Source organism: Pseudomonas sp. PDNC002 (assembly GCF_016919445.1).
Lineage (GTDB): Bacteria > Pseudomonadota > Gammaproteobacteria > Pseudomonadales > Pseudomonadaceae > Pseudomonas.
Map to the genome: position 1 here is coordinate 4825856 of NZ_CP070356.1, position 17847 is coordinate 4843702.

Genomic DNA, 17847 nt, shown 5'->3' on the forward strand with positions numbered 1-17847 from the left:
CCATGAGCAAGCAGATCCGCCTCAACGCCTTCGCCATGAACTGCGTCGGCCACCTGTCGCCCGGCCTCTGGCGCCACCCGCGCGACCAGCAAGCCGCGCGCTACACCGACATCCACTACTGGATCGAACTGGCGAAAACCCTGGAACGCGGCAAGATCGACGGCCTGTTCCTGGCCGACGTGCTGGGCGTCTACGACGTCTACCACGGCAACGCCGACGCAGCGCTGAGCGCCGGTGCCCAGGTGCCGGCCAACGACCCGCTGCAGATCGTCCCGGCCATGGCCGCGGCCACCGAGCACCTGGGTTTCGGCATCACCGCCTCGGTGTCGTTCGAGCACCCGTTTCCCTTCGCCCGGCGCATGTCCACGCTGGATCACCTGACCCGTGGCCGCGCCGGCTGGAATATCGTCACCTCCTACCTCAACAGCGGCGCGCGCAACCTGGGGCTGAAGCAGCAGCTCAACCACCAGCAGCGCTATGCCCTGGCCGCCGAGTACCTGGAGGTCTGCTACAAGCTCTGGGAAGCCAGCTGGGACGATGACGCCGTGGTCGCTGACCGCAAGAGTGGCGTCTACGCCGACCCGCGCAAGGTCCACCCCATCGAGCACAAGGGCGAGCACTTCGAGGTACCCGGCTTCCACCTCAGCCAGCCGTCGCCGCAGCGCACGCCGGTGCTGTACCAGGCCGGTGCGTCCAGCCGTGGCAAAGCCTTCGCCGCCGGCAATGCCGAATGCGTGTTCGTCGCCGCGCCGACCAAAAACATCCTCCGCGACCAGGTGGCCGACCTGCGCCGCCTTGCCGTGGAAGCCGGCCGCCAGCCCGGCGACGTGCTGGTGTTGAACCAGCTCACGGTGATCGTCGCGCCGACCGACGCCGAGGCGCTGGCCAAGCTGCAAGACTACCGCCAGTACAGCGACCGCGAAGGCGCCCTGGCCCTGGTCTCCGGTTGGACCGGCATCGACTTCGGCCAGTACGCGCCGGACCAGGTGTTGCGCCACGTACAGAGCGACGCCATCCAGTCCGCCGTCGACGCATTCAGCGCCGCCGACCCGGAGCGCCAGTGGACCGCCGCAGAGATCGCCGACTACTGCGCCCTGGGCGGCGACGGCCCGCTGCTGGTGGGTTCGCCGCAGACCGTGGCAGACCAGCTTCAGGCCTGGGTCGAGGAAACCGACGTGGACGGCTTTAACCTCTCCAGCCTGGTGGCGCCGGAAACCTTCGTCGACATCGTCGACCTGCTGGTGCCGGAACTACAGGCGCGCGGCCTGTTCAAGCGCGAGTACGAACAGGGCACGCTGCGCAACAAGCTGTTCGGCCAGGGCGACCGCCTCGGCGCTTCGCACCGCGCCGCGAAGCTGCGCAGGGGCCGCGAATGATGGACGGCTGGTTCCGCAACCTCGACTGGCACGACCTCGGCCAGGCCTGCCTGGACACCCTCGCCATGCTCGGCGGCGCGCTGGCCTTCACCGTGCTGCTGGGCCTGCCGCTGGGCGTGTTGCTCTACCTCACCGGCAAACGCCAGCTGCACGAGAAGCCCGGCCTGTACCGTGCCCTGTCGGTGGTGGTGAACATGCTGCGTTCGCTGCCGTTCATCATCCTGCTGATCGTGCTGATCCCGGTCACCACGCTGGTCACCGGCACCTCGCTGGGCGTGCCCGGCGCGATCCCGCCGCTGGTGGTGGGCTGCACGCCGTTCTTTGCGCGGCTGGTGGAAACCGCCCTGCGCGAAGTCGACCGCGGCCTGGTGGAAGCCACCCAGGCGATGGGCGCCAGCACCTGGCAGATCATCTGGCACACCCTGCTGCCGGAAGCGCGCACCGGGCTGATCGCCGCCGTCACCGTGACCGCCATCGTGCTGGTGGACTACACGGCTATGTCCGGCGTGATCGGTGGCGGCGGCCTCGGCGACCTGGCGATCCGCTTCGGTTACCAGCGCTTCCAGACCGACGTGATGATCATCACCGTCGCCCTGCTGATCCTGCTGGTGCAGGCGCTGCAGATGAGCGGCGACCGCCTGGTGGCGCGCTACACCCGGCGCTGAATTCCCCGCCCACTCCCTCTCCGGGAGCGGCACCCAGAACCCCCGCCGGCAGCCGGGCCCCGCTGCCATCAAGGCCACACGTCCACACCACGACGGCCCACCCACTACTGCCAAGGAGCAACATCCATGAAAAAGGCCATCGCCATTCTGGCGGCCGTCGTCGCCTTCTCCGCCCACGCGGGGGAGAAACTCGTTGTCGGCGCCACCCCGGTGCCGCACGCGGAAATTCTCGAGTTCGTCAAACCGGAACTGGCCAAGGAAGGCGTCGACCTGGACATCAAGGTCTTCACTGACTTCATCCAGCCCAACCTGCAACTCGCGCAGAAGAACCTCGACGCCAACTACTACCAGTACCGCCCGTTCCTCGATGACTTCAACAAGACCCGCCACACCGACCTGGTGCCGGTGGTGGGCATCCACATCGAGCCGTTCGGCGCCTACTCCACCAAGTACAAGTCCCTTGCCGAGCTGCCCGACGGCGCCAGCGTGGCCATCCCCAACGACCCGGTGAACACCGGCCGCGCCCTGGTGCTGCTGGCCGAGAGCGGCCTGATCAAGCTCAAGGACCCGACCAACCCGCAGTCCACCGAGCGCGACATCACCGACAACCCCAAGCACCTGAAGATCCGTGAACTGGAAGGCGCGCTGCTGGCCCGCGCGGTGAAGCAGGTCGACCTGGCGTTCATCTTCGCCAACTACGCGCTGGAAGCCGGTATCGATACCAAGAGCGCGCTGATCGTGGAGAAGGGCAAGGACCTCTATGCCGAGTTCCTGGTGGCGCGCCCGGACAACATCCAGGACCCGGGCATCCAGAAGCTGGCCAAGGCGCTGAATTCGCCGGAAGTCCGCCAGTTCATCCTGACCCGCTACAAGGGCGAGATTGCACCGGCGTTCTGATTGACGTTCGGGCTCGGCTGGCGAACCCCTCTCCCCCGCCCTCTCCCTGAAGGGAGAGGGAGCCGTTTGTGCCGGCTGAAACCGCAACTCAATCCTGCACCGATCCAGTCCCCTCTCCCTTCAGGGAGAGGGAGCCGTTTGTGCCGGCTGAAACCGCAACTCGATCCTGCACCGATCCAGTCCCCTCTCCCTTCAGGGAGAGGGTTAGGGAGAGGGAATTCCCTGCTCCACAACCACAGGAAACCGCATGACCAACGAATCCGCACCCAAGGACCTTCGTGACCAGGCACCCCGGCTACTCCCGGCGCGCCGCATCGTCAACGACGCCCAGGCCATCGAAGCCGCCCACGAAGTGGCCCGCCTGGCGAAACCCGGAGCCGCCACCCGCGACCGCGAGCGCGCGCTGCCCTGGAGTGAACTGGAACACTTCACCGCCCTCGGCCTGGGCGGTATCAGCATTCCCCGCGAGTACGGCGGCGCGCAGGTTTCCTACGCCACCGTCGCCGAAGTCTTCCGCGTGATCTGCGCCGCCGACCCGGCACTGGGACAGATTCCACAGAACCAGTTCGGCCTGCTCAACGTGATCGACAGCGTCGCCAGCGATGCACAGAAGCGCGTGCTGTTCGGCGGCGTGCTCAACGGTCGGCGCATCGGCAACGCGGGGCCCGAGCGCAATACCAGGAACACTCTCGAACTCAAGGCGCGGCTGGTTCGCGACGGCGCACACTTCCGCGTCAGCGGCGAGAAGTTCTACTCGACCGGCGCGCTGTTCGCCCATTGGGTCGCGGTGAAAGCCATCGACGAAGACGGCCGCGCGGTCATGGGCTTCGTCGAACGCGGCGTGGATGGCCTGCGCATCGTCGACGACTGGTCCGGCTTCGGCCAGCGCACCACCGCCAGCGGTACCGTACTGCTGGATAACGCACCCATCGCCGGCTCACTGGTAATCCACAACGGCCGCCTGGCCGACATCCCCAATATCCAGGGCGCCGTCTCGCAACTGATCCAGGCCGCCATCGATGCCGGCATCGCGGCGAATGCCCTGGAAGACGCCATCGACTTCATCCGCACGCGTACCCGTCCCTTCATCGATGCCGAAGTCGAGAACGCCAGCGACGAGCCCTTCACCATCGCCGAGATCGGCCGCCTGCAAGTCGAACTGCACGCGGCTGAAGCGCTGCTGGAACGCGCCGGCCATGTGCTCGACGAAGTCAGCGCGCGCCCTATCGACGACGAGTCCGCCGCCCGCGCCTCCATCGCCGTGGCCGAAGCCAAGGTGCTGACCACCGAGATCAGCCTGGCCGCCAGCGAGAAGCTCTTCGAACTGGCCGGCAGCCGCGCCACCCTCGCCGAATTCAACCTCGACCGCCACTGGCGCAACGCCCGCGTGCACACCCTGCACGACCCGGTGCGCTGGAAGGTCCAGGCGGTTGGCGCCTACCACCTCAACGGCGCCCGCCCCGCGCGTCATTCCTGGATCTGAGGAGCGCCGATGAACAGCATCGTTTTGTCTAACCCAGAGCTAGCCAATCCCGTCCACATCATCCGCAGCGATGACGAAGCCCTGGACGTGGCCCGCGCCCTGGCCGCCGACTTCCGCGAAGGCGCCATCACCCGCGACCGCGAGCGGCGCCTGCCGTGGGACGAACTCGAACGCTTCAGCCGCTCCGGCCTGTGGGGCATCACCGTACCGCGCGAGTACGGTGGCGCGGGCGTCTCCCGCGTCACCGTGGCGCGGGTGATCGCCATCATTTCCGCCGCCGACGGCTCGCTGGGGCAGATTCCGCAGAACCATTTCTATGCCGTCGAACTGCTGCGGGTGAATGGCAACGACGAGCAGAAAGCCCGTCTGTTCGCCGAGGTGCTGGCTGGCGTTCGCTTCGGCAACGCACTGGCAGAAATCGGCACCCGTACCGCCCATGACCGCACCACGCGCCTCAAGCGCGAGGACGGCCGCCTGCGCATTCACGGCCGCAAGTTCTACTGCACCGGCGCGCTCTATGCGCAGCGCATTCCGACGCTGGTGATCGATGACGATGGCCTGCAGCAATTCGCCTTCATTCAGCGCGACACTCCGGGCGTCGAGATCATCGACGACTGGTCCGGCTTCGGCCAGCGCACCACCGGCAGCGGCAGCGTGGTGTTCGATGGCGCGCAGGTCAGTGAGGACGACATCGTCTCGTTCCAGGCAGCCTTCGAGCGCCCGACCACCGTTGGCCCGTACGCGCAGATTCTGCACGCGGCCATCGATGTCGGCATCGCTCGGGGCGCTTATGAAGACACGCTGACCTTCCTGCGCGAGAAGGCACGTCCGTGGATCGATTCGGGCGTGGACAAGGCCAGCGATGATCCGCTGGCGATCAACGAGGTAGGCCGCCTGGCGATCCGCCTGCATGCCGCCGAAGCGCTGCTGGATCGCTCGGGCCGAGTGCTCGACGCAGCCACCGCCGAGCCGACTGCCGAAAGTGTTGCCGCCGCTTCCATTGCCGTGGCCGAGGCGCGGGCGATCACCACGGAGGTATCGCTGCTGGCGGGCAGCAAGCTGATCGAACTGGGCGGCAGCCGCGCCAGCCTCGTCGAACTGGGCCTGGACCGCCATTGGCGCAACGCCCGCGTGCACACCCTGCACGACCCGGCACGCTGGAAGTACTTCGCGGTGGGCAACTACTACCTCAACGGCAAGCTGCCGCCGCGTCGGGGGACGTTGTGATGTTTCTTGCCGAACACAGACAAGAGCCCCTCACCCTAACCCTGGCTGCGCGCCCCGCTCCTCAAACGGGAGAGGGACCGTTCGGTGCAGGGAGAAAGCAAGGCGTCAGCCGGCAGGTACTGCCCTCTCGCCCTAATGGAGAGATGCCGTTCGGCGCAGTGACAAACCGTTGTCTCAGCCGGCACGGACTGCCCCCTCTCCCTGAGGGAGAGGGCTGGGGTGAGGGGGAAGCGTCAGCGCCGACATCCCCATCAAGCGAACACCCCCATGTAGGGCACATAACGCCTACGACGTTATCCGCCCACGCGGCGGATAACCCGTTCCGGGTCATTCGCCCTACACATGCCGCAGCGCAGTTGCCGAGCCGCCAGCGCAAGGAAACTCCATGAGCCAGAAACAGCTCCTCCTCAACGCCTTCAGCATGAATTGCGTCGGCCACATCAACCACGGCCTGTGGACCCACCCGCGCGATCGCTCGACGGACTTCAACAAGCTCAGCCACTGGACCGACCTCGCACGCCTGCTGGAAAAAGGCCTGTTCGACGGCCTGTTCCTGGCCGATATCCTCGGCGTCTACGACGTCTACCAGAACGGCATCGAGCTCACCGCGAAAGAAGCCATCCAGCTGCCGGTGAACGACCCGCTGATGCTGGTCTCGGCCATGGCCGGCGTTACGCAACACCTGGGCTTCGGCGTCACCGCCAACCTCACCTACGAGGCACCCTACCCGTTCGCCCGCCGGCTCTCGACACTGGATCACCTAAGTGACGGCCGGATCGGCTGGAACATCGTCACCGGCTACCTGGAAAGCACCGCACGCGCCATGGGCCAGGACCGGCAGATCGACCACGACCGCCGCTACGACCGCGCCGACGAGTACCTGGAAGTGCTCTACAAGCTCTGGGAAGGCAGTTGGGAAGACGACGCGGTAATCGCCGACCGCCAGCGCCGCGTCTATGCGCAGCCGGGCAAGGTGCACAAGGTGCGGCACCACGGCGAGTTCTTCGATGTCGAGGGCTACCACCTCAGCCAGCCGTCACCGCAGCGCACGCCGCTGCTGTTCCAGGCCGGCGCATCGAATCGCGGGCTCACCTTCGCCGCGCGCCATGCCGAGTGCGTGTTCGTCTCGGCACAGACCCGCGAAGCCACGCGCGTACTGGTGGACCGCATCCGCCACGCTGCGGTGGACGCGGGCCGCCGGGCGGACGACATCAAGGTGTTCATGGGTATCAATGTGATCGTCGCGCCAACAGAGGCCGAGGCGCGCGACAAGCTCGCCGAGTACCGCCGCTTCGCCAGCGCCGAAGCCGGTCTTGCGCACTTCGCCAGCACCACCGGCATCGACTTCTCGCGCTATGCGCTGGACGAGCCGATCCGTTACGAGAAGACCAACGCCATCGAGTCCGCCACCAAGGCCCTGACCGTCGCCCGCACCGACGCCACCGTGCGCCAGTTGCTGGAACAGCTCGCTCTCGGCGGGCGCTACACCACGCTGGTGGGCAACCCGCTGCAGGTCGCCGATGAGCTGCTGGGATGGATCAACGATGCCGGGCTGGACGGCTTCAACCTGACCCGCACCGTGGAGCCGGAAAGCTACGCCGACTTCATCGAGCTGGTCGTGCCCGAACTGCAGAACCGTGGCGCCTACAAGACGGCCTACGCCGAGGGTCCGCTGCGGGAAAAACTCTTCGGCGCCGGCCGCGCCCGACTGCCTGCGCGGCATGTCGGGGCGAGCTATCGCCAGGCAACCGCCACTGGAGCGACTCCAGCCTTCTCTCTTTAAAAGGCCATCAGGCTCTAAAACCTATAAGGACTCGTTGCCATGCATGCACGCTTCAAGCTCACCCTCGGCCTCTCGCTGAGCCTCCTCGCCGCCGGCCTCGCCCAGGCCGCCGACACCCTGCGCCTGGGCACCACTGCCGCCTTCGCTCCACCGCTGGAAGTGGCAGTGAAGGAAGCCGCCGCACAAGGCCTGAAAGTCGAACTGGTGGAGTTCACCGACTGGAACGCGCCGAACATCACCCTCGACCACGGCGACATCGACGCCAACTACTTCCAGCACACGCCCTTCCTGGAGAACGCCAACCGCGAGGGCGGCCTGCACCTGAAGGCGTTCGCGCCGGGGATCATCAACAACGTCGGTCTCTACTCGACCAAGTACAAGGCCATCGCCGACCTGCCCGACGGCGCCAAGGTCGCCATCGCCAACGACCCGATCAATGGCGGTCGTGGGCTGCAGCTGCTGCAGAAGGCCGGGCTGCTCAAGCTCAAGGATGGCGTGGGCTACAAGGCGACCCTGGACGACATCGTGGCCAACCCGAAAAACATCCAGATCATCGAGCTAGAGGCCGTGCAACTGGTGCGCGCGCTGGACGACGTCGACCTGGCCCAGGGCTATCCGCACTACATCCGCCTGGCCGGGACCATCGATCCGAACAGCGCGCTGTTGTTCGATGGCATCGAGAACAAGGAGTACGTCATCCAGTTCGTCACCCGCGATGACTACAAGGACCCGGACGGCCGGCTGAAGAAGTTCGTCGATCTCTACCAGCATTCGCCGCAGGTCCGCGCCGCGCTGGACAAGGCCCACGGCTCGCTCTACCAGCCGGGCTGGCAGTAAGCGCGCCGACGTTCATCGGTAAGGGTAAATGTCTTCTTCTGCGAAGCCGAGGCGGAGCTTTTTCCCTCTCCCCAGCCCTCTCCCTGAAGGGAGAGGGGGCCGTCCGATGCTAGCGGATACTGCAGCTCCCCCTGAACAGCCAGCTTGCTCCGTGCTATCCGGCCACACCGAACCAGTCCCCTCTCCCTTCAGGGAGAGGGCTAGGGAGAGGGCAGCCAGCCTTCTCCGATCTCAAGAACAGGCCCCCACCATGGTCAGCTTCAACCGCAACCTCGAACTCGCCACCCAGCACATCGCCCTGCGCGGGCTGGGCAAGACCTACGCCGGCCACCACGGCCCGGTGGAGGCGCTCAGCGATATCGAACTCTCCGTCCGCCGTGGCGAAGTGTTCGGCATCATCGGCCGCAGCGGCGCCGGCAAGAGCTCGCTGATCCGCACCCTCAACCGCCTGGAAAAACCCAGCGTCGGCCAAGTGCTGATCGACGGCGAGGACATCGGCGCCTTCGACGCCCAGCAACTGGTCGGCCTGCGCCGCCGGGTCGGCATGATCTTCCAGCACTTCAACCTGATGTCGGCCAAGACAGTAGCGCAGAACATCGCCCTGCCGCTGCGCGTGGCCGGCGTGCCCAAGGCGCGCATCGCCGAGCGGGTAGACGAACTGCTGCAGCTCGTGGGACTGGAAGACAAGCGCCATGCCTACCCGGCACAACTCTCCGGCGGCCAGAAACAGCGCGTCGGCATCGCCCGCGCGCTGGTGCACCAGCCGGAAATCCTGCTCTGCGACGAGGCCACCTCGGCGCTGGACCCGGAGAGCACCCAGGCCATCCTCGCCCTGCTGCGCGACATCAATCGTCGCCTGGGCCTGACCATCGTGCTGATCACCCACGAGATGGCGGTGATCCGCGAAATCTGCGACCGCGTGGTGGTGCTCGAACGTGGGCGCATCGTCGAACAGGGCGATGTCTGGGAAGTCTTCGGCAACCCGCAGCACGAAGTCAGCCGCACCCTGCTCGGCTCGCTACAGCAGCACCTGCCACCAGACCTGCTGGCGCGCCTGGAACATCCGTCGGACAACGAAGTCATTCTCGACCTGCACTACACCGGCGTGCGCGAACAGGAACCCGACCTGCTGGCCATCGCCCAGGCCCTGGGCAACCGCGTCAGCCTGCTGCATGGCGGTATCGAGCGCATCCAGGGCCGCGCCCTCGGCCGGCTGCTGCTGAGTGTCGCCGCGCCTGCCTCCACGGCTCCCGAACTGCTCGAACGTGCCCGCGATGTCGCCGATCGCCTGGAGGTGCTCACCCATGCCTGATCGCTTGCTGCAAGGTCTGCTCGACACCCTGCTGATGATCGGCGCGTCCTCGGCCATCGTCTTGCTGGTGGGCATTCCGCTGGCCCTGGTGCTGGTCACCACTGGGTCCGGCGGGATCTTCCAGGCGCGCCTGGTCAACCAGGGTCTGGGCAGCGTGGTCAACGTGCTGCGCTCGATCCCCTTCCTGATCCTGATGGTGGCGCTGATCCCCTTCACCCGCCTGATCGTCGGCACCAGCTACGGCGTATGGGCGGCCGTGGTGCCGCTGACCATCGCCGCCACGCCGTTCTTCGCGCGCATCGCCGAGGTCAGCCTGCGCGAGGTCGACCACGGCCTGATCGAGGCGGCGCAGGCGATGGGCTGCCAGCCACGGCACATCATCTGGAACGTGCTGCTGCCGGAGGCGCGGCCGGGCATCGTTGCCGGCTTCACCATCACCCTGGTGACCATGATCAACTCCTCGGCCATGGCCGGCGCCATCGGTGCCGGCGGCCTGGGCGATCTCGCGTATCGCTATGGCTACCAGCGCTTCGACACCCAGGTGATGCTCACCGTGATCATCCTGCTGGTGGCCCTGGTGACGCTGATCCAGTTCGGCGGCGATCGCCTGGCGCGCTGGCTCAACAAGCGCCTGTGACGTTCGTCGGCTGATCCTTCCTCGGCCCTGCTCCCACGCGGGTTGCGTCTAACCTGACAACACACCCGCCCCTCCGTGCTCAGGCACAGTTCGTGGATGCGTGGCGTCCCTGTGCTCACTGCGGAGGCGTTCGTCATGGCCAACCCCCTTTCCACCCTGGGTATCGTGCATACCGCCATCAGTCTGGTGCCGCTGATCGCCGGCATCTGGGCCTTCTACCGAGCGGGGCGCATCGACCCGCGCAGCCCTGTCGGCAGGTGGTACGTCTACGGGATGATTCTCGGCGTGCTCACCGCCTTCGGCCTGTCCAGCACCGGCGGCTTCAATGCCGGCCACGCCATCGGCATCCTCTGCCTGGTCGCCATCGCGGTGGGCAGCTACGCCCAGCGGGTCGGCGCCCTGGGCGGTCTGGGTGAATACGTCGAAACGGCGGCGATGAGCTTCAGCTTCTTCCTGATGATGATCCCGACGCTCAATGAATCCCTGTCGCGCCTGCCACCGTCCAACCCCATCGGCCAGGGCCCGGATTCACCGCCGGTGCAGATGGCGGTGATGATCGCCCTGCTGGGGCTGATCGTCGGCGTGCTCTACCAGTTCTACCGCATCCACCGTCGCCGCGTCCCGCCAGCGCGCCCGGCGCACTGAAGGTCTATGCTGGCGGCGTCCCTTCACGGAGCGCCGCCATGACCGTCCGCCGTATCGTCGCCAACCTCGCCACCGGCAAGCCCGCCGAAGTCGCGCGTTTCTATCGGGAACTGTTCGATCTGGAGATCGTGATGGACCACGGCTGGCTGATCACCCTCGCCAGCGACAACAGCGCGTTGGCGCAGATAAGCCTGGCCAGCGAAGGTGGCTCTGGCGCGCCGGTGCCGGACCTGTCCATCGAAGTGGACAATCTCGACGAGGTGCATGAGCGCGCCCTGGCCGCCGGCCATGAGATTCCCTACGCGCTGACCCTCGAGCCCTGGGGCGTGCGGCGCTTCTACGTGCGAGATCCGCTGGGTACGCTGGTGAACGTGCTGCAGCACGTCCATTGAAGAGTGGGTTCGCGAGCAAGCTCGCTCCTACAGGTGCCAAGGGGCTCTTGCTGTAGGAGCGAGCTTGCTCGCGATGTCCGGGACGAGCTCTCAGCGATTCAGGAACGCCAGCAGGTCTTCGTTCACCTGATCCGCCAGGGTCGTGCACATGCCGTGCGGGCCGCCTTTGTAGACCTTCAGCTCACCCTTCTGCACCAGCTCCACCGAGCGCTGACCGGCGGCGCCGATGGGCACGATCTGGTCGTCGTCGCCGTGGAGAATCAGCGCCGGCACGTCGATCTTCTTCAGGTCCTCGGTGTAGTCCACCTCGGAAAACTCGTGGATGCACAGGTACTGGCCCAGGTGTCCGCCCAACATGCCCTGCAGCCAGAAGTTGTCGATCACACCCTGCGACGCCTTCGCGTTCGGCCGGTTGTAGCCATAGAACGGCACCGCCAGGTCCTTGAAGAACTGTGAGCGATCTTCCTTCACGCCCTTGCGGATGCCATCGAACACATCGATGGGCAGGCCGCCGGGATTGGCCGCCGTCTTCAGCATGAGCGGAGGTACGGCGCCGATCAGCACCGCGCCGGACAGCCGCTTGGTGCCATGCCGGCCGATATAGTGCGCGACCTCGCCGCCGCCGGTGGAATGGCCCACCAGCGTCGCCCCTTTCAGGTCCAGCGCCTCGATCACCGCCGCCAGGTCGTCGGCATAGGTGTCCATGTCATTGCCATTGGCCGGCTGGCCGGAGCGCCCATGCCCGCGCCGGTCATGGGCGATGACACGGTAGCCCTTCTGCACCAGGAACAGCATCTGCGCATCCCACGCGTCGGCAGTGAGCGGCCAGCCATGGGAGAACACCACCGGCTGCCCGCTGCCCCAGTCCTTGTAGAAAATCTCGGTGCCATCTTTCGCTTTGACGAAGCTCATTTGGGTCGTTTCCTTCATGTGATGGGTGAAAAGAAACGCCGCAACTCCAGCGACTGCAAACCGCTCTACGGCGGGCTTCAGCATAGATTGGCGGAAAATCCCGGTCGGGTGATGAGTGAAATTTCCGACGAGCGACTTCCGCGTGGCCGCACCAAACTCGCCCGCTTCGAACCCGCGCCAAATCGGGGGGCAAGCGGGTTCCGCAGGCAGCGGAAGTCTTCACGCACCGGGCTCGCACTTGCTCAGCGGGCAGGCATCAACCCCGTGGGTTGCGGCAATCGCAGTTTGCGCGTCCGCCGCTCGGTATCAGGGCTGATCGACAGGCCCCACGCCTTGAAGAAGCCGGAAAGGTCCGCCCGCGCGACCAGGCTGCTGCGGTAGATGAACTCCTGGACCTGCGTGCTGTTGTCATTGAGCTGGCTGAAGACCAGCGGATGTCGCCGGTAATACTTGTGCAGCCGGCGATAGAAGTCGTCACCCAATCCGTCGCGTAGTTGCTCGAACATGACCAACCGCGTCCAGACGGCGGTATTGCCCGGGAACGAGGCATCGTCATTGAAGTCACGGCGCTCCTGGGTGAGATAGTCGACCGCGTTTTCATAAGGAGTGCGCTCGGTTTCCGGTTCCACCTCGGCCAACCGCGACGGCAAGCCGAAACGCTGCTGGGCGTGCAGGGAATAGAGGTTCACCGTCACCTCGACCACCGGCTCCCAGAACCAATCACTCTGCTGGTAGGTATGCCCCGTTTCATGCCATAGCGCCCAGGGATCGGTTGCCCACGGCTCGTTGAGCAGCACCAGCGCACTGGCGCCGGGCATGCCGATGAAGTTGTCGCCGGCATACATGAACACCCCCTCGAGGGACTTCGCCGACGATACGTCATCCTGGAAGTACTGCAGGCGCAGCGGCGAGGGTCGGTCCAACGGCGTGGCGCCGTCCAGTCCGGAGAGGTCGTCATGCAGCCCGATCACCCGTTCGAGGTAGGCCAGCAGCATGGCAGGGTCGGTGCGTTTCGACTGGTCGTACATCTCCCGTCGCACCGTGATGACCGCCCGTGGCCCGACCATCTCGACGTAGGGCGCCTTGCTGTCCTTCAGCATCGCGCGCCACTGCTCGGCCGAGGTCTGCCCGCGGATGTAGAACGGTACGGCGCTGCCCCCGCTGACGATGCGGATGTCCACCGGCGGCAGCGGCTGCCCGCCGATTCCGCTGTCGACATAGCGGAAATAGAGCATGCCGGCGCGCGGCGCGACGAAGCTGTTGAACCCGGGATTCGCCATCCGCTCCGCGGGATCGTTGGCCTCCACCGGGTCCATGAATCCGTTGGCCGGACCGATCATGAGGACCAGGGCATCCCGTCCGCTGGATAGGCCGTCAACGTCGAAATCGAGGGTCTCTCCTTGCGCCAGGTAAATCCCGGATGGGTGATATTCCATGCTCTTGAAACGCCGAGTGCGATCGGCATCGAGGCTACCGGCAACCTGCGCGACCAGATGGTAGCGGCGCGCTACGTTGTCATAGCGCGACTTCTCCAGCGCGCCCAGATCGGGGGCATGGCTCCCGTGCCCACCCGCATCGCTGCGGATCAGCAGGAAGCGCTCGCTCGGTGCGTTGTTCCGCGGCTCTTCCAGCGTCAGGTCCATTCCGTCCGCGAGGAAACCCTCGCTGACGTTCAGCCCCAGGCCGCTCTCGGCTGCGACGATTCGATAGCTGTCGGCGTAGGGCTGTAACGTCCAGCGCTGCCGACCTCCTTCCTGCTCGGGAAGCACCGAGACGAAGGTGCCAGGCTCGCGGCTGGCTCCGGGGACGGCGAGATAGCGCCCATATTTCCGGGAGAACAGGCTGTAGCCCTTGCCGTCACGGCGCAGCACCCAGGTCTGGGCCGGATCGCGCCGCGCGCTCCAGCCAAACTGCGCCACCTCCACCGCGCCCTCGCTGGTCGAATAGGCAGTCAGCAACTTGTAGGACGCCTGGGAGACGACGTAGTAGTCGCCCTCCGGTATCGCCGCTTCAGCCCTGACAACCGCGCAGAGTCCCCACCACATGAGACAGACAACCCCTACACCACGCAAGCGACGATACGGCATGTGAAATCCCCCCGAAGCCCCAGTGGAGCCACTGCGAGGCTCCGAGGTTTCGGACAGTAGAATTTCCGGACCACCCATGACAATGAGAACTGAATCACAAAAATTTTCTGATTTGATACAGGATGTTTTTTACCTAAAAAGTCAGATATTTCGCCATCAACGTCCTTATGTCCTTTCGGCGAACAACGCTGCCAGCCAGTCGGAAAACACCCGCAGACGCCGGGAAATCTGTCGCCGCGCCGGGTAGAGCACGCTCACGGGCAAGGCCGGTGGCCGCCAGTCACGCAGCACTTCCACCAGCTCACCGCTGGCCAGGCCTTCCTCCAGGTGGTAGCGCGGTGCCTGGATCATCCCGAAACCGGCGCGGCAGGCGGCGATGTAGGCGTCGGCGTTGTTCACCGTGATCCGGCTGGGCAGCCGCAGCGTGCGCAGCTCGCCGTCGAAGACGAATTCGAGGTCGAAGATGCGCCCGCTGGAAGCCGACTGGTAGTTCACCGCCAGGTGACCGTCGAGTCGTTGCGGATGCTCGGGCAGGCCGTGCTCCTCCACATAGGCACGACTCACGCAGGTGAGCTGGTGCAACTCAGTGATGCGCCGTCCCACCAGGCTGGAGTCCGGCAGCTCACCGGCACGCAGCACGCAGTCGACGCCTTCGCGCACCAGGTCGACCTGGCGATCGTTCAGGCTGAGCTCCAGTTCGATCTGCGGGTAGCGCCGACAGAAGTCCGGCAGCGCCGGAATCACCACCAGCCGCCCCAGCGAGCTGGGCAGGTCGACGCGCAGCTTGCCGCGCGGATTGTCCGGCGAATCGGAGAAGCAGTTCTCCGCCTCTTCCAGGTCCTCCAGCAGACGCACGCAGCGCTCGTAATACGCCTGGCCGTCGGCGGTGACGCTGACCTGCCGGGTGGTGCGGCGCAGCAGTTGCACCCCGAGGTGGGTTTCCAGTTGCTGGATCAACTGGGTCACGCTGGCCCGCGGCAGTTGCAGGCTGTCCGCCGCCTTGCCGAAAGCCTTGAGTTCGACGATGCGGGTGTACACCTGCATGGCCTGCAGACGGTCCATGGCACGCTCCGATTATTTGCCCATAGCGAATAGTTAAACCGTAAACAGCCGGTTTATCCATGGATACCAAACAACAAGAATGAACAGGTCCATCTCACGACCCGGAGAAACCCGCATGAAGACCCGCCGCCTGGGCCCGCAAGGCCCCGTCGTCTCCGCCATCGGCCTCGGCTGCATGGGCATGTCCGACTTCTACACCACCGGCAGCGACGAGCAGGAATCCATCGCCACCCTGCACCACGCGCTCGAACTGGGCGTCACCCTGTTCGATACCGCCGACATGTATGGCCCGCACACCAACGAGGAACTGCTCGGCCGCGCCCTGAAGGGCAAGCGCGAGCAGGTCTTCCTCGCCACCAAGTTCGGCATCGTGCGCACCCCGGACCAGCCGCAGGTGCGCGGCGCCAACGGCAGCCCGGAGTACGTGCGGCAGTCCGTGGAAGGCAGCCTGAAGCGCCTGGGCACCGATCACATCGACCTCTACTACCAGCATCGCGTCGACCCGAAGGTGCCCATCGAGGAAACCGTCGGCGCCATGGCCGAGTTGGTGAAGGCCGGCAAGGTGCGCTACCTGGGGCTCAGCGAAGCCTCGGCGGAAACCCTCGAACGGGCGCACAAGATCCACCCGATCACCGCGCTGCAGAGCGAATACTCGCTGTGGACCCGCGACCCGGAGGACAACGCCGTGCTGGCAACCTGCGCGCGCCTGGGCATCGGCTTCGTGCCCTACAGCCCACTGGGGCGCGGCTTCCTCACCGGCGCGCTGAAGAGCCCCGACGATTTCGCCGCAGACGACTATCGGCGCTCCAGCCCGCGCTTCACCGGCGAGAACTTCGCGAAGAACCTGCGGCTGGTAGACAAGGTGGCCGAACTCGCGGCGGCTCGCGGGGTCACGCCATCACAACTGGCGCTGGCCTGGGTATTGGCCCAGGGCGATCACCTGGTGCCGATCCCCGGAACCAAGCAGCGCAAGTACCTGGAGCAGAATGTCGCTGCCGTCGATCTTGCGCTGACATCAGTGGAGCTGCTGCAACTGGACGCGATCTTCCCCGCCGGCGCGGCCGCCGGCGGTCGCTACAGCGAACAGGTCATGAGCCTGATCCAGTAACGGCCGATTGCCAGGGGCTCCGGTGGACGCGCGCAGCGGTTATGCTGACGGCGTCTATCGGAGGCTCCATGCGATTTGTTCCCGCCGCACTGTTCGTATTCTTTTTCCTTCCCCTCGCCGCCCTCGCGGACGAGGAATGCCAGGTGACGGCCGTGTACAGCGGCGACCAGCTGACCTGCCAGCGCGCGGACGGCACCGACACCACCATCCACCTGCGCGGCATCGATGCTCCGGAACTGGAAAACCACTTCGGCCAGCGCTCCCGTGCGGCCCTGGTGCAGTTGGCCCTGGGCAAGAGCGCCACGCTCAAACACGCCGAACAGCAGCCCGATGGCAGCCTGCGCGCGGCCGTCTGGGTCACCCCGGCAGAGTGCCCGAACTGCGGCCATACCCTGGATATCGGCCGCGCCCAGTTGAGCATCGGCCTCGCGCGTTGGCGTCAGAGCGACGCGCAGACGCCCGAGGAAGTAGGTCAGTACCAGTTCGAGGAGCACGAGGCCAAGGTGCGGCGCACCAACCTGTGGCGCACGCCCTGAGCGACCCGCTCGGTTGCCGCCTCAGTTGCTGACGTAGCGCTGCAGGATGCGCCGATCCTCGCCCTCGTCCACCAGCGCCTTCAGCGTCTGGGCGTAGCGCTGCACGAAGTCCTCGTCCTGGGTGCGCTTGCTGAAGGCGACCTCCGCCGACTCAGCCGAGACCACCACCTTCGTCGGCTCGATGCTCGATGCCAGCCCCAGTTGCTGCAACTCGTACTGACCGCTGTGCTCGTCGGCGATGATGCCGTCGATGCGGCCCTTGTCGACCATGTGCCAGAGGTTGCTGCGACTGGCATTGAAGAACACCCGCGCGGCGTAGTCCGGGTCAGACATCAGTTGGCGGAAGGGCTCGCCGTAGGACACGTCGATCTGTGCGCCCAGACGGAAATCGTTGCGCGGCAGGTCGGCAAGCTCGTGCAGGCTGTCGCGGGCCGGCAAGTCCCGGCGGACGAAGAGAATGTTGCGTGATGGCGGCAGCACCGTGCCGGAGAAATAGGCGTATGCCTCGCGCTCGGGCTTGCGGAACGCGCCGGGCAGCACGTCCAGCCGGCCAAGCTCCAACTCCTTGAGCGCGCGTGCCCACGGCAGCTTGACCATCCTCACGCTGCAACCCAGGTGCTCCAGGACTTCGCGATTCAGCTCGACGTAGAGGCCGCCAACGCTGCCATCGGGCAGTTGCATGCTGAACGGCGGATCGTCATCCCAGCGCAGCGTCTTCTCGCAGGCGCCCAGCGGCACCGACAGCAAGGCCAGGCCCAGCACGGCCAGAGGACGCAGACGTGCGGCAATGAAGAACGACAGGCGAACGGCTGGCGGCAAGATCACGGCTCACGACAGGAGAAGACGGATCGCCCGAGTGTATTGAACAGCGCCCCTCGGTGACCAGTA

17 protein-coding genes are annotated in these 17847 nt (G+C 66.0%); 13 read left to right on the forward strand and 4 right to left on the reverse strand.

The window, feature by feature from the left end; genetic code table 11:
• Window positions 1-2 precede the first annotated feature (2 nt).
• From JVX91_RS21775 to JVX91_RS21825, 11 genes are all read left to right on the forward strand, one after another.
• Entirely contained in the window at window positions 3-1376 is a 1374-nt protein-coding gene (locus tag JVX91_RS21775; RefSeq protein WP_205336207.1) for an LLM class flavin-dependent oxidoreductase, read from the forward strand.
• Window positions 1376-2041, forward strand: coding sequence for a methionine ABC transporter permease (locus JVX91_RS21780; RefSeq protein WP_045208070.1), 666 nt, complete (start codon window positions 1376-1378; stop codon window positions 2039-2041). Before JVX91_RS21775 ends, JVX91_RS21780 begins: the two co-directional genes overlap by 1 nt.
• A gap of 126 nt (window positions 2042-2167) precedes the next feature.
• On the forward strand, window positions 2168-2938 hold the full coding sequence (locus tag JVX91_RS21785; protein ID WP_017518042.1) for a MetQ/NlpA family ABC transporter substrate-binding protein: 771 nt from the start codon (window positions 2168-2170) through the stop codon (window positions 2936-2938).
• A 247-nt stretch (window positions 2939-3185) separates the two neighbouring features.
• Complete coding sequence (locus JVX91_RS21790; protein ID WP_205336208.1) at window positions 3186-4421, forward strand: SfnB family sulfur acquisition oxidoreductase; 1236 nt, start codon at window positions 3186-3188, stop codon at window positions 4419-4421.
• A 9-nt stretch (window positions 4422-4430) separates the two neighbouring features.
• A complete protein-coding gene (locus JVX91_RS21795; RefSeq protein WP_205336209.1) occupies window positions 4431-5648 on the forward strand; it encodes an SfnB family sulfur acquisition oxidoreductase in 1218 nt (405 codons plus the stop codon).
• Between the two features lie 385 nt (window positions 5649-6033).
• Window positions 6034-7431, forward strand: coding sequence for an LLM class flavin-dependent oxidoreductase (locus JVX91_RS21800; protein WP_205336210.1), 1398 nt, complete (start codon window positions 6034-6036; stop codon window positions 7429-7431).
• A 39-nt stretch (window positions 7432-7470) separates the two neighbouring features.
• Window positions 7471-8268: a MetQ/NlpA family ABC transporter substrate-binding protein gene (locus JVX91_RS21805; protein WP_205336211.1), complete on the forward strand. Its 798-nt coding sequence runs from the start codon at window positions 7471-7473 to the stop codon at window positions 8266-8268.
• Window positions 8269-8518: 250 nt separating this feature from the next.
• Window positions 8519-9580, forward strand: a complete 1062-nt coding sequence (locus JVX91_RS21810) for a methionine ABC transporter ATP-binding protein (protein ID WP_205336212.1) — start codon at window positions 8519-8521, stop codon at window positions 9578-9580.
• Complete coding sequence (locus JVX91_RS21815; RefSeq protein WP_205336213.1) at window positions 9543-10217, forward strand: methionine ABC transporter permease; 675 nt, start codon at window positions 9543-9545, stop codon at window positions 10215-10217. Before JVX91_RS21810 ends, JVX91_RS21815 begins: the two co-directional genes overlap by 38 nt.
• A gap of 135 nt (window positions 10218-10352) precedes the next feature.
• Window positions 10353-10862 (forward strand): hypothetical protein, encoded by a 510-nt coding sequence (locus JVX91_RS21820; protein WP_240201642.1) that lies wholly within the window; start codon window positions 10353-10355, stop codon window positions 10860-10862.
• Between the two features lie 38 nt (window positions 10863-10900).
• Window positions 10901-11254, forward strand: a complete 354-nt coding sequence (locus JVX91_RS21825) for a VOC family protein (protein WP_205336215.1) — start codon at window positions 10901-10903, stop codon at window positions 11252-11254.
• Window positions 11255-11344: 90 nt separating this feature from the next.
• On the opposite strand, the gene JVX91_RS21830 is transcribed toward JVX91_RS21825, so the two are convergent.
• The 3 genes from JVX91_RS21830 to JVX91_RS21840 form a co-directional block, all read right to left on the reverse strand.
• The gene (locus JVX91_RS21830; protein WP_205336216.1) at window positions 11345-12166 is read right to left on the reverse strand and encodes an alpha/beta hydrolase; all 822 of its coding nucleotides are present in this window, start codon (window positions 12164-12166) and stop codon (window positions 11345-11347) included.
• A gap of 242 nt (window positions 12167-12408) precedes the next feature.
• The gene (locus JVX91_RS21835; RefSeq protein WP_205336217.1) at window positions 12409-14253 is read right to left on the reverse strand and encodes a M60 family metallopeptidase; all 1845 of its coding nucleotides are present in this window, start codon (window positions 14251-14253) and stop codon (window positions 12409-12411) included.
• A gap of 165 nt (window positions 14254-14418) precedes the next feature.
• A complete protein-coding gene (locus tag JVX91_RS21840) occupies window positions 14419-15315 on the reverse strand; it encodes a LysR family transcriptional regulator (protein ID WP_205336218.1) in 897 nt (298 codons plus the stop codon).
• A 115-nt stretch (window positions 15316-15430) separates the two neighbouring features.
• Between JVX91_RS21840 and JVX91_RS21845 the strand changes: the two genes are divergently transcribed.
• On the forward strand, window positions 15431-16423 hold the full coding sequence (locus JVX91_RS21845) for an aldo/keto reductase (protein ID WP_205336219.1): 993 nt from the start codon (window positions 15431-15433) through the stop codon (window positions 16421-16423).
• Between the two features lie 68 nt (window positions 16424-16491).
• Window positions 16492-16959 carry a thermonuclease family protein gene (locus JVX91_RS21850; RefSeq protein WP_205336220.1) on the forward strand — a complete coding sequence of 156 codons (468 nt, stop codon included), beginning with the start codon at window positions 16492-16494 and terminating at the stop codon, window positions 16957-16959.
• 21 nt (window positions 16960-16980) lie between these two features.
• Here JVX91_RS21850 and JVX91_RS21855 read toward each other — a convergent pair whose 3' ends face one another.
• Window positions 16981-17784 (reverse strand): transporter substrate-binding domain-containing protein, encoded by an 804-nt coding sequence (locus JVX91_RS21855; RefSeq protein ID WP_205336221.1) that lies wholly within the window; start codon window positions 17782-17784, stop codon window positions 16981-16983.
• Between the last annotated feature and the right edge of the window lie 63 nt (window positions 17785-17847).